This is a genomic window from Brasilonema sp. UFV-L1, assembly GCF_012912105.1.
In the GTDB taxonomy this organism is placed as follows: Bacteria; Cyanobacteriota; Cyanobacteriia; order Cyanobacteriales; family Nostocaceae; genus Brasilonema.
This window is the reverse complement of record NZ_QMEA01000003.1, coordinates 1-12728: the sequence shown is the minus strand read 5'-3', so window position 1 is coordinate 12728 and position 12728 is coordinate 1. Positions and strand designations below refer to the sequence as shown.

Genomic DNA, 12728 nt, shown 5'->3' with positions numbered 1-12728 from the left:
CAGAATTTAGAAGAAACACCTCTTAACTCGGTGAGTTTTTGGTTGATCAACAGATTTATCTACTCAGTAGATTAAACTGAAAAAGAAGGTGAAGTCAAAGTGGTTATATGACACATCCAACAACAGCCCGTCAGATATTCCAAACCGCTTACGAAAGTCGTTACACTTGGGATGAAAACTTTCCTGGCTACAGTGCAGATGTGCAACTGGTTCAAGCAGATGAAGTTCATACAGGAAAGATTCGCATCAACTGCGATTTAAGCGTAGAAGTTACGGGTGTTGCAGATGAGCAAGTAGAAGAAGGAATTTATACTCAATTGCGAGATATAGTCACCCACCGTAAACGTACAAGCTTTGAGGAGTCTCATGAAAAGCATGAGTTTAGCTTTGGTCAACAAGATCCAGATGGTGCAATAGAAATCTTGGTACATGGCGATTCGATGGGTTCAAATTATAAAGTCCGGGGGAAAGAAATTTGTCAAGTCAGTAGGGTTTTGGGTCGCATGGCTTTTATTATTGATACCTACGAAAATTTAGACACAGGTTCTGGTTACCTTGCGACTCGCTATGATGCAATTTTTCGTAATTCGAGAACCAATGAAGTCACTAGTGTCCTAAAATTTGAAGATTCTTATGAGAAGATAGGTGACTACTATGTGATGAGTAAGCAAGTCGTGCAAGAATATAAAGATGGCGATCGCACGATTACTGAGTTCGGTTATTTTAATATTAAGTTACAAAGAACCAGCAGCTGTTTAGCTTAACTCGACACAAGTAGAACAAAAGATAAGAACCCACAGCCTTAACAATTCAAAATTCGTTCATTCAAAACTTACGCATTGCGTAAGCGCAAGCGCAAGCCCAGAGGGCGTTGGCGTTGCAGAAGCGTTGCGTCCCGCAGCGCGTTTCCCCTTGAGACGAGCGCAATCTCAGTTTCAGTTGGGGAATTGAAACCCTTACGCCTACGCTGATGGTTATCGTCAAGGACGTGCCTAGTGTCCAAAAAGGAGAGGTGTATAAACCACGTACTGCAGGTGGTGAATTTGGTCGTGGTTTTGATGATGGTTACTTTGGTAACGAATTTACTAGTCAGAAAGATAGCGTTCCTGACGGTGTTAAGTATGAAACCACAACCCAATGTTCTACAGGCACTGTCGAGTATTCTAACTAAAGAATAGATTCTTCAACATTTCCTTGGTAAGCACAAGACCTTCAATTGTACGCAACACCAGAAGCGCTATATTCAGATGCCAGATTATTCTTTATATATGCGATATATATTTTTTGTGAAGCTTGTCAAATTTGATTCATTTATATCCTATTATACTCTGTAGATTGTTTGTGAAGCTTGTCAAACTAAATTCATGTATATACCGTTATAGTTTCTACAACTGACACAAAAAATTATTTTTCCAATTCATTGGTTCGCTGTTGAAGAACGCATCATTGCAGCATATTCCAGTTCTCAAGAAGAACGCTTGATTCAGATGCTGGGAGGTTTTGTGCTGTGCGGGGGGATTGAGATTGATACTACGGTTTTCTGGTAAAGGCTCAACAGGCAACCTGAACCGTAGTGGTCCTTTATTGTACGCTGACTAGATTGTTTAAGGAAAAGTTAAGTATGTCATATTTATCCACATTCACCGCCGATAGTCTTGTCAAATCACAAGAAATAGTATTCATTGATAAAAACCTAGAAGACTACCACTTACTCGTCAATGGCGTCACTCCTGGTATCGAGGTGATTGTACTCGATGGACAAGCAGATGGCGTAGCGCAAATCACCACAGCGTTGCAAGCAAGACCGCAGATGAGCAGCATTCACATTGTCGCTCACGGAACACCTGGATGCTTGTATCTGGGTAATAGCCAACTCAGCTTAGATACCCTCGACCAGTACAGCGCCCAGCTACAAACTTGGTTTTCCCTTTGTTCAAACCCGCAACTGCACCTCTACGGCTGTCAGGTTGCTGCTGGGGATGCGGGTGCAGAATTTCTCAGCCAACTGCACGAATTGACAGGGGCGAGTATAGCCGCTTCACAGAAGCGAGTCGGGAATGCAGCAAGAGGAGGAAGTTGGCAATTACAACAGCACATCGGAGAGGGTGAGGTGACAAGTGCGTTTACACCCGAACTGATGCAGAGCTACAGTGGGGTATTCTCTGTTACTTTTAGCACTGCGAGCAACTATGCGGTGGGGTCATTTTCCGTTAACGTGACCACAGGAGACTTGAATGGTGATGGCAAACCTGACTTGGCTGTGGTGAACTTTAACGATAACACCGTTTCGGTGCTGTTGAACAACGGTAATGGCACCTTTGGCACTGCGAGCAACTTTGCGGTGGGGTCAAATCCCGTTTCCGTAACCACAGGGGACTTCGACGGTGATGGCAAACTCGACTTGGCTGTGGCGAACAATAACTCCAACAACGTTTCGGTGCTGTTGAACAACGGTAGTGGCACCTTTGGCACTCCCAGCAACTTTGCAGTGGGGTCAGGTCCGTTTTCCGTAACCACAGGGGACTTCAATGGTGATGGCAAACCCGACTTGGCTGTGGCGAACATTAGCTCCAACAACGTTTCGGTGCTGTTGAACAACGGTAATGACACCTTTGGCACTGCGAGCAACTTTGCGGTGGGGTCAGGTCCGTTTTCCGTAACCACAGGGGACTTCAATGGTGATGGCAAACCCGACTTGGCTGTGGCGAACATTAGCTCCAACAACGTTTCGGTGCTGTTGAACAACGGTAATGACACCTTTGGCACTGCGAGTAACTTTGCAGTGGAGTCAAGTCCCGTTTCCGTGACCACAGGGGACTTGAATGGTGATGGCAAACCCGACTTGGCTGTGGCGAACTTTAGATCCAACAACGTTTCGGTGCTGTTGAACAACGGTAGTGGTGGCTTTGGCACTGCGAGCAACTTTGAGGTGGGGCCAGGTTCCGAATCCGTGACCACAGGGGACTTCAACGGTGATGGCAAACTCGATTTGGCTGTGGCGAAGAATAACTCCAACAACGTTTCGGTGCTGTTGGGCAACGGTAGTGGTGACTTTGGCAGTGCGACCAACTTTGCGGTGGGGTCAACTCCCTATAGCGTGACCACAGGGGACTTCGACGGTGATGGCAAACTCGACTTGGCTGTGGCGAACTCTGGCTCGAACAACGTTTCCGTGTTGTTGAATACCACCAATCGACCCCCAGTCGCGGTTGACGACACTGCTACCACTCGCCAAAACACTGCTGTTACTCTTTCTGTCACCACCCTGCTTGCTAACGACACCGACCCGGATGGCAACCCTTTAAGCATTACTGCTGTCGGCAATGCAACTAACGGCACTGTGACCTTAAATGACAACAGCACTCCTGGTAACACCAGTGATGACTTGATCACCTTTTCGCCTACTGCTGATTTCAGCGGCGATGCCAGTTTTGAGTATACCCTCAGCGATGGTAATGGCGGCACTGACACTGGTTTAGTCAAGGTGATTGTCGGTACAGTCCAATTCGGTAGCGGTGACAATGACAATTTGATTGGTAATGATGGTAACGACATTCTCTACGGTAACGGCGGCGTTGATACCTTGATTGGTAACGCCGGAGATGACCTGATTTACGGAGGTTCCCAAGCAGATACCATTTTTGCTGGTCTGGGTAATGACACCATTTACGCCAATGGTGGTAATGACCGAATCAATAGTGGTTCTGGTTTAGACACCGTGTGGTTAGGTTCTGGGGAAGCTACGGTGGTGCTGTCTCTTGGCGACGGCTACGACACTATCAATAATTTCCAGTTAGGGCTGAGTCAGTTGTCCGTAGGTAACTTAGCAAATCAGTTGAGCTTTGCTGACAGTGAACAAGGCGTGCGCATCTCTGCTGGTGATGACTTGCTGGCGGTTGTCTCTAACCAGACTGCTAGTAGCTTCAGCTCTAATGTGAACAGTATTTTTGTGTAATAAAACACCAGGAAACTCTTAATATCCACACTTGAGGACTCAATACGGTTTGGATAAGCAGGGGAGGCTGGGGAGGAAACAGAGTTATTGAGCAATAATTCTTTCCCCCGACTCGCCGAAACTGATAACTTTCTTAACCGAACCGTATTGCTTGAGGACTTACGCACGAGCAACGTAATCATAGTCCGCAGCGGCTTTTGGGAAGCGATCTGCCTTTGGCAGCAGCGTTAGCGCAGGCCCCCTAAGGGGCTAGCTATCGCAACCCGTTATTTTAGTAGCGCGTGCATAAGTCCTTTGGTTTTATTCGTGGCGATCGCATGGACAAATGGAGAATAGGGAATTCGAATCCCTGACCTCTGCGGTGCGATCGCAGCGCTCTACCAGCTGAGCTAATTCCCCGTTTAAAGATAACCAATTTCTAATAATATCATTCGCCAGTAGTACCTTGCAACTCTTTTTGAGAATAAACTTCTTGTACCCGTTCCAATTCCAGGTCGGTGAGAGAATCTACCGTCCAGTTGCAGCAACGCTGAAGCATATGGAATGGGTAAGTATTCGCCACACCAACCACTTGCATACCTGCTCGTTTCGCCGCTTGGATACCCGCAAAAGTATCTTCTATCACTAGACACTCCTGTGGTTGAAGATTTAAATCAGGATATTCCTGGTTCAGGCGTTTCACAGCCAACACATAACCATCTGGTTCTGGTTTACTGGTGGTAATGTCATCACCTGCTACAACGACTTGAAAATGTTCAGCCAGTTTACTACGCTTAAGTACTTGTTCTATTTCTTGGCGGACAGCACCACTGACTAGCCCAAGTTTGAGATTGCGAGAACACACCTGAGATATGAAATCATCTAAACCAGGATATAAAGGCAGTTCTTCTATTTTTTCTAGTTCCAAAGCATAGCTTTGTGCTTTGCGATAGAGCAACTGAGTTAACTCAGTATCATTCAGTACACGACCACGACTAGCAAGTAAATCTTGCAAACAAGGGCGATCGCTACGTCCTAAGCAAACTTTTCGATACTCACCTGGCTTAAGAATGAGGTTTTCTTCTAGTAGAATTTGCTCTGTCAGTCGCTCGTGAATTGACTGATCATGAATGATGACACCGTTAAACTCAAATAAAACTGCCTTTAAACTCATGGAATTATGGAGTTGTATCGAAAGCTGGAGATGGAAAACCTTGCAAATCTTTATTATCCACTGTGTGGTCCCCCTGTACAGAAGTGTAACGTCCTACATTTGTTTGCGCAGTCGCATTTTGAGATGAAATTGGTTTCACCCCACTGGTTACTTGATTGATCCACCACACATCCTGAGTTTGCACAGCTTCAAATCCTGCTGTTCCCATCCACGCATCCACACTCCCAGCAGCATATTCACGAATATACGGCTCTTCAAACACATCATTGAGCCAGTCTAATTGACGCAAAGTTTTTTGATTTCCATCTAAAATTAACACTTGTCCACCAGCCACTAGCAACCGGAAGCATTCTTGCAAAATTGCTACAGATACTGCTGTTGGTGTTTCATGGAATAACAAAGAAGCTGTCACTAAGTCAAAAGAATCATTACTGAAATTTGTTTTCTCTGCATTCCCGTGTCGCCAATGAATATCTAAACCAGCACTTTCAGATTTGTGAGAAGCGCGCACTAACATATATGGCGATAAGTCCAAACCGATAACTTCTGCTTGAGGGAAAGCCTGCTTTAACATCAAAGTTGTAGAACCTGTTCCACAGCCCAAGTCAAGAATACGTCGCGGCTGTACTTTGATGGAATCTATTAAAGCCTGACGTACCACAGTTTCATTAGGTTGGAGAACATATTGAGTAATGGGATCGTAACTCACCGCTGCACCAGGCTTGCAATATCCATTCTCAATCCCGTGAAAGTTTTGGCTGCTGTAGTATTGCGGAACTGTCACATCAGCGCGTCGGAAGCGGCTGCTTTCTTTTTCCCAATCAACGCTATCAAAGTAACGCTGCAACCCTTCCTCATCAATGAGCAAGCGTACTACAGGGGATAGAAAACGTTCCCAGAGTGTATCTTGACGAACTGCCATAAGATTATGCCCAAGTTTATCGAGTTTTTGATTAGTATGATCTTATTTACAAATATTAATACATCTCTACAAAAGTATTACATCTCGCCGCTTCATTTTTCCTGGACAAAATTGGACAACCGGGCGCGAAAAAGGCAGTTTTTGATGTCAACAAGTAAAAACAATTGAGAATGACCGCCTTTTTCGCCCCCTCCACGAGTACTCGTGGGGGAAGGTTGTCCAATTTTGTCTAAGTTTCCCCAAGCCCTAGTAAGAGAGTTGACATTAATTGATTCAATGTATTATAACTGTAGTATAAGTGCTATCTGCTGGGAGTAGCAGTTAGGTAATGCCCACCGTTGTCTGGTTCTGGTGGGTTTTACTTATCTGATAGATATAGGTCTATTACTATAGAAGTAGGAATAAAATATTATGAAAATTACTGTAACGAAGTTTTAGAAAAGGGTGAAACTGCCACTGTAGTCTCAAATCTAAAGTTCAAATCTAAAGTTCAAAATAATAAAGGAATTATGCCCTACGAAGAGTTAAAACTTTCAACACCATCGCCTGTTCTGTCTTGGGCAAATCACGCTTTGGGGTCAGAAGAAACCAAGATGGCAAAGAATATGGCATCACTGCCATTTGTATATAAGCACATTGCATTAATGCCAGATGTTCATTTGGGAAAAGGTGCTTTAGTTGGTTCTGTCATTGCGACAAAAGAAGCAATTATTCCTGCTGCTGTCGGTGTGGACATTGGTTGCGGGATGTGCGCCATAAAAACGCCATTTAATAGCGACCAATTGGAAGGTAAGCTAAAGAAGATCCGCTTGGATATTGAAGCAACAATTCCTACAGGTTTCAACGAAAATAAAGACGTTGAAAAAAGTGTCACCAACTGGCAGAACTGGCGTGATTTTACTGACTTGCATCGAGGGGTGCAAGATTTACAAGGAAAAGCTATGAAACAATTAGGTTCTTTGGGAGGGGGTAAAGAATTGCCCCGTACTGTAGTAATACAGTAATGAAAACTCGTCCAAATCGGTGAAGGCTGAGAAATGGTAAATCTTTTATATACTTCAGTATTGCTTTTTGGTAAAATAAAAACACAGAAACGATACAACTATAAGTATATAAACAGATGATGAGTTCAGACAATTTTTGCAACAGTATCTTATAAAGATTTACCAGCTAATACCGAGGGAAGTGGTCAAACACCCCGTAGAGAGCAGAGGGACTTGAGCATCCTAACTCATTAGGATGAAGGTGTGCTCCGAACTATACTAAATAGGAAGGTATAGAACTAAGCAGAAATGACTTAGTCGATTGCAACTTTCAGATGAATTCATGCCATTCGGTTGAGTGTTTGATGAAAGTGTTAAGCAGAAGTCGAAATAGTGTTGAACTTAGACTATGGAGATTTCGCAAGCTTAACAAGCAATTAGTAACAAATTGAATCATTTTATTGAAGTTTGCCTCGATACAGAGAACCAAGTTTGGCTGATGTTGCATTCTGGTTCCCGCAACATCGGTAATAATCTTGCCCAGTGCCACATTAACACTGCTAAAGAATTAGCAAAAATGACCGGTAACACATTACCTGACCCCGATTTAGCTCATTTTGTCGCTGGTACGCCAGAATTTCAAGCATACTGGCATGATTTGCAATGGGCGCAGAATTATGCGCGTTTCAATCGTGAAGTGATGATGGCGCGTTTCAAGCGCATTGTCGAAAAGCATCTAGCAGGTGGTAAGGCGACTAAGCCTTTATTAGAGGTGAATTGCCATCACAACTACGCTGAAAAAGAAGTGCATTTTGGTGAGGATGTCTACGTCACTCGCAAAGGTGCAGTTCGTGCAACAGAAGAAGACTATGGCATTATCCCCGGTTCGATGGGGACAAAATCCTACATCGTTAAAGGTAAGGGTTGTGCCAACAGTTTTTGCAGTTGTTCTCACGGTGCAGGACGTTTGCTATCTAGAAATAAGGCGAAAAATACTTACACATTAGATGATTTGATTGAGCAAACAAAAGGTGTAGAGTGCCGTAAAGATAAGGGCGTTTTGGATGAAATTCCAAGCGCTTATAAATCGATAGATGAGGTGATGGATAGTCAAGCGGATTTGGTTGAAGTTGTCGCAACGCTCAAGCAAGTTGTTTGTGTAAAGGGGTGAATTCGGGATTACACGTGTTCACTTAAGATTTAAACCCTGAATTCAAACCCTTACTATTTGGTTATTTCTCGTTCCCTGGTTCTGCCAGGGAATGGATAACTTGAGACTCTTTTTAAGTCTAATTACTGAAAAACAGAGCTTTTTGGCCAACGTATGACTCTGATGCTACCGGATTTGATATTATTGTTCAATATCAATACCTAATTCTTGAGCCACACGAATTCCATAGTCTGGATCTGCTTTGTAAAAGTGAGGAATCTGTCGCCGCTGAATCTCTGGTTTTACTGACTTCATTTGGTCAACGATGTTATCTACCAGCCGTGCTTTTTGTTCTTCACTCAACACACGATACAGTTCCCCTGCTTGGAAAAAGTCATCATCGGTTTTGGGAAAAGGCGTACGATCTACTGTACCAGAAACCTCGAATGGCGGCTCTTTATACTCTGGTGCTTCTTTTAGTCCACCAAAGCTATTAGGTTCGTAGTTGGGTGCTGCACCGCCGTTGTTATCAAACCGCATAAAGCCGTCACGCTGATAGTTATTCGCTTTAGCAGCATGAGGACAATTCACTGGTAAAGCAGCGTAGTTAGCACCAAGACGGTAACGCTGAGCATCAGGATAGGAAAAAATTCGAGCTTGTAGCATTTTGTCTGGTGAAAAAGTAATACCAGGGACTACATTGGAAGGTGAAAAAGCAGCTTGTTCAACTTCGGTAAAGTAATTCTCTGGGTTGCGGTTTAGTACTAACCGACCAACAGTTATTAAAGGATAATCTTTGTGTGACCAGACTTTTGTGAGGTCAAAGGGGTTGAAACGGTAAGTTTTTGTGTCTTCTAAAGGCATGATTTGGACTTTGAGCGTCCAAGAAGGAAAGTTATTGGAGGCGATCGCCTCAAACAAATCCTGAGTTGCATAATCTGGATTTTCCCCTGCTATCTGCGCCGCCTCTTCACGGGTAAAATTCTGGATACCCTGGTCTGTTTTGAAGTGGTATTTCACCCAAAATGCTTCTCCTTGAGCATTAATCCACTTGTAAGTATGACTACCAAAGCCATCCATATATCGGTAAGATTTGGGAGTACCGCGATCAGAGTAAAGAATGGTTACTTGATGAATTGTTTCAGGAGACAAAGAAAAGAAATCCCAAACGATATTGGCGTCTTTGCAGTTGGTTTGAGGATTGCGCTTTTGGCTGTGAATCAAATCAGGGAACTTTTGGGGGTCACGCACGAAGAACACAGGCGTGTTATTTCCCACCAAATCATAATTTCCCTCTTCGGTGTAGAATTTAACAGCAAAACCACGGGGATCACGGGCAGTATCAGCAGAACCTTTTTCACCACCCACTGTGGAAAAGCGAGCAAAAACGGGTGTTTGCTGACCGACTTTGCTTAAGAATTTTGCTTTTGTCCATTGTGTCACATCTGCCGTGACTTCAAAATAACCGTGTGCCCCTGCACCTTTAGCATGAACGACTCGTTCCGGAATACGTTCTCGGTTAAACTGAGCTAGCTTTTCAACCAGTTGAAAGTCTTGCATTAACACCGGACCATCGCTGCCAGCTGTGAGAGAATTCTGGTTATCGCTCACAGGGATACCAAAGCTTGTCGTCAGATGATTACTTTCCGTCATACATTACTCCACTGTGTTCTCAATTTAGAACTTTAACTTGCTTATGATTCTGTTATTCAATCAGATGACACAAATCAAAACCTTGTCCCACCGTTGGCGACAATGCGTTGTCCAGTAATCCACCGTGACTCCTCGCTGACAAGGACTGCAACTTTCCCATTCACAGATGCCATAAATATAATTTCTGCCTTAATATTGAAAATTAAAGTTTTTCTAGCAATTCCTAAACTGGACCAAATAGAGATTACATGACTCTATAGCTCGCTGTCTTGCCTGATATTGCTAAAAATATTCTAATTTTGCAAAATTTTGTCGGGTTTTCTGTACAAACAACAAGTTGCCAAATTTTCACCAAACGTTGTACATTTTATTTAGCTGGCTAAATAAAACTTGTGTATGCCTGAAAAACCCATGCAAGAAACTATGTGCTGTTTGATAGTGCAAGTGTGTAAGGCACACCGCCATCAAACTGCTACAGTTTTGACTCAACTGGGATTGCATCCTGGGCAGGAGATTTTACTCGTGCATCTGTGGGAAAACGATGGGTTAATTCAATCAGAACTGGCTTCTCTTATCCAAGTGGAAGCCCCTACTCTCACAAGAATGATACACCGAATGGAAAAAGCTGGGTTATTGGAGCGACGCAAAGATGAAGAAGATGCGCGAATTTGCCGGATTTACTTGACTGATAGAGGGCGATCGCTCCAAGAACCAGTCACCAGTGCTTGGAATCTCTTAGAAAAACGCGTGTTAGCTAACCTGACACTCGAAGAACGATTACTGTTTCGTCGCTTGCTTTTGCAGGTTCTCAATAATTTAAGCTAAAGCTTTTTTTCGCTATTTCTTTAGCTAGCTAATAACTACATAAAAATCACTAGTGCTGCGTTAGGGCTAATCCAAAACGCGCTCTGTTTATCCAAAATCTCAAAAATCCAAAATTGGAGAACTTCTGTATGGATTTGTTGACGTTGGAGAGTTTGCCAGTTGAGTTACAGAATTTAATTGTACATCGCGACTTAGCAGCAGGAGAAACTCTCTTTAGGCAAGGAGACTTAGCATTATCTTTTTTTATAGTAGAAACCGGACGAGTGAAACTTGTTCGCTACACGAGTGGCGACAAAGAGGTGACTTTACAAATTGCTGGAGATGGGGATGGTGTGGCTGAAATTGCCTTGTTTTCAGAGACTTACCTCTGTACCGCAGTTGCACAAGTCAATTCGCGGGTGATTGTCTATCCCAAAGAACTTCTTTTGTCAGCAATCCGTAAAAATCCAGACTTAGCAGAAGATTTTATGGCAATGCTGGTGCGAAAAATCCAGGATTTGAAGATACGCGTAGAATTACGAGACATTCGAGCAGCGCACGAGCGACTACTACGATATCTACGTTACCAAACACAGTCTGGTGAGCAAACCGTTGTTAACTTTGATCGCCCCCTCAAAGATATTGCTGCTGACTTAGGTTTGACGCCCGAAACCCTCTCCCGAGCATTGACGAGATTAGAGCGTGATGGGATGATTACGCGAACACGTTTACAGATAACGCTTCAAAATTCACCTGCAGCTTGATTTGAATCAATGCAATTTTGCTATCTAACTCAGTATAGTAACGAATTGGTTTGAATTTTGAATAAAGTCTGGAAATCTGACAAATTCCAGAATTAACCACATAGGGCTTGCTTTTATTCTCTTGAGCTTACCCAAAAAAGATGAGCAACGATGAGCAACTCCCATCAGTTCAATCAGGAAAAACCTTTGCTCGTTGATTTTAAACAGCAAGGAGCTTCACTTGCACTCTTTCCTAACCCACCTCTGCTAACTAGTCTGCAAGCAGGATGGGATGGTATTCATTTTGAATATCATCATCAGCCGGCTCATGATACCTCAAAGCATTGCTTGACAATGCACACCATTAGTATTGCTTTAGACGCTATATCTTCGCAAAGATGGTTTAACGGACATCAAGAAAGCGAATACCAAACAAAAGGAACCACAGCGATTATTCCTGCTGGAACACTCCATCGTTGCTTATGGGAACAAGATGTTCAATTTATGTTTGTAGCAATTAACCCTATGCTTTTGGTACACTTAGGCGTAGAGGTGACTGCACCTGAAGATATTGAACTGATTCCTCACTTTGCCACATTCCAAGATCCGCTTATTTTGGGTATCATGTCGTCTCTTAAAGATGAACTAGAGTCAACGAATCAAGGGGATAATTTGTATGTTGAGCAATTAAAAACGACATTAGTAATTCATTTATTGAAAAAATATTGCGTTAGAAAACCTCACATTTCAACCTATCCTGATGGACTTTCTAAGTTTAAGTTAAGACAGATACTTGAGTATATCCACACTCATGTTGACTCTGAAATAAAATTGACTACATTAGCGCAAGTGGCAGGAATCAGCCAGTACTACTTCTGTCAACTCTTTAAGCAGTCACTCGGTATCACTCCATATCAATATGTACTTCAGTTGCGGGTAGAACGAGCAAAGCAGTTATTAAAGAACCAAAAAATAACAATTTGTGATGTTGCTTTAGCGTGTGGTTTTGCAAATCAAAGTCACTTCACCAAGCACTTTCGCAAGCTGACGGGGATGACACCTAAAGCATATTGGAAACACTCGTCAGTCTTAAGTGTTGAGTAGTCAAACAACAGTTGAATTCGTACTCCAGAGTCAAAATATTTGCAAACTTGCTGGTAACAAACAAAATTGATAGCGCAAGAACCAAACCAAGACCATTTTCAACAAGTAACATTGTATGGTTGCTAATTTGACTCACCTGTTCTGTTAAAAATGACTTGTCTAAAGTAATCAGCTGTGAAACATTCACAACAGAATCCTGTGGTAATCTGGTTTCATCTGTTTTTATTAGAACATTACCGAAAAAGTGGGTCTAAAGCCCCG

The 12728-nt window shown here is 43.1% G+C and carries 10 protein-coding genes, 1 tRNA gene and 2 pseudogenes; 8 read left to right on the top strand and 5 right to left on the bottom strand.

Translation table 11 applies throughout. The features are described 5' to 3' along the window. Window positions 1-107 precede the first annotated feature (107 nt). From DP117_RS01590 to DP117_RS01580, 3 genes are all read left to right on the top strand, one after another. On the top strand, window positions 108-764 hold the full coding sequence (locus tag DP117_RS01590; RefSeq protein WP_169216587.1) for a DUF3386 domain-containing protein: 657 nt from the start codon (window positions 108-110) through the stop codon (window positions 762-764). A gap of 248 nt (window positions 765-1012) precedes the next feature. After that, window positions 1013-1171 (top strand): hypothetical protein, encoded by a 159-nt coding sequence (locus DP117_RS01585; protein ID WP_169216586.1) that lies wholly within the window; start codon window positions 1013-1015, stop codon window positions 1169-1171. Between the two features lie 450 nt (window positions 1172-1621). Continuing rightward, a complete protein-coding gene (locus tag DP117_RS01580; RefSeq protein ID WP_169216585.1) occupies window positions 1622-3955 on the top strand; it encodes an FG-GAP-like repeat-containing protein in 2334 nt (777 codons plus the stop codon). Window positions 3956-4281: 326 nt separating this feature from the next. Here DP117_RS01580 and DP117_RS01575 read toward each other — a convergent pair. The 3 genes from DP117_RS01575 to DP117_RS01565 form a co-directional block, all read right to left on the bottom strand. Next, window positions 4282-4354, bottom strand: a tRNA-Ala gene (locus DP117_RS01575). A 28-nt stretch (window positions 4355-4382) separates the two neighbouring features. Then, complete coding sequence (locus tag DP117_RS01570) at window positions 4383-5108, bottom strand: HAD family phosphatase (protein ID WP_169216584.1); 726 nt, start codon at window positions 5106-5108, stop codon at window positions 4383-4385. A gap of 4 nt (window positions 5109-5112) precedes the next feature. Continuing rightward, window positions 5113-6030, bottom strand: coding sequence for a class I SAM-dependent methyltransferase (locus DP117_RS01565; RefSeq protein ID WP_169216583.1), 918 nt, complete (start codon window positions 6028-6030; stop codon window positions 5113-5115). Between the two features lie 509 nt (window positions 6031-6539). Between DP117_RS01565 and DP117_RS01560 the strand changes: the two are divergent. Together DP117_RS01560 and DP117_RS01555 are read left to right on the top strand one after the other, a co-directional pair. Next, window positions 6540-7001, top strand: a pseudogene (locus DP117_RS01560) (RtcB family protein); the annotation flags it as partial. A 463-nt stretch (window positions 7002-7464) separates the two neighbouring features. After that, window positions 7465-8184, top strand: a pseudogene (locus DP117_RS01555) (RtcB family protein); the annotation flags it as partial. Between the two features lie 180 nt (window positions 8185-8364). Here the strand turns inward: DP117_RS01555 and DP117_RS01550 are convergent. Beyond that, window positions 8365-9816 (bottom strand): catalase, encoded by a 1452-nt coding sequence (locus DP117_RS01550; protein WP_169216582.1) that lies wholly within the window; start codon window positions 9814-9816, stop codon window positions 8365-8367. Between the two features lie 396 nt (window positions 9817-10212). Between DP117_RS01550 and DP117_RS01540 the strand changes: the two genes are divergently transcribed. From DP117_RS01540 to DP117_RS01530, 3 genes are all read left to right on the top strand, one after another. Next, window positions 10213-10641: a MarR family transcriptional regulator gene (locus tag DP117_RS01540; protein WP_169216581.1), complete on the top strand. Its 429-nt coding sequence runs from the start codon at window positions 10213-10215 to the stop codon at window positions 10639-10641. A gap of 128 nt (window positions 10642-10769) precedes the next feature. Beyond that, the gene (locus DP117_RS01535) at window positions 10770-11384 is read left to right on the top strand and encodes a Crp/Fnr family transcriptional regulator (RefSeq protein WP_169216580.1); all 615 of its coding nucleotides are present in this window, start codon (window positions 10770-10772) and stop codon (window positions 11382-11384) included. 150 nt (window positions 11385-11534) lie between these two features. After that, window positions 11535-12467, top strand: coding sequence for an AraC family transcriptional regulator (locus tag DP117_RS01530; protein ID WP_169216579.1), 933 nt, complete (start codon window positions 11535-11537; stop codon window positions 12465-12467). Here DP117_RS01530 and DP117_RS01525 read toward each other — a convergent pair. Next, on the bottom strand, window positions 12424-12693 hold the full coding sequence (locus DP117_RS01525; RefSeq protein ID WP_339381237.1) for a type II toxin-antitoxin system PemK/MazF family toxin: 270 nt from the start codon (window positions 12691-12693) through the stop codon (window positions 12424-12426). The two genes, DP117_RS01530 and DP117_RS01525, sit on opposite strands and share 44 nt — an antisense overlap. Window positions 12694-12728 lie beyond the last annotated feature (35 nt).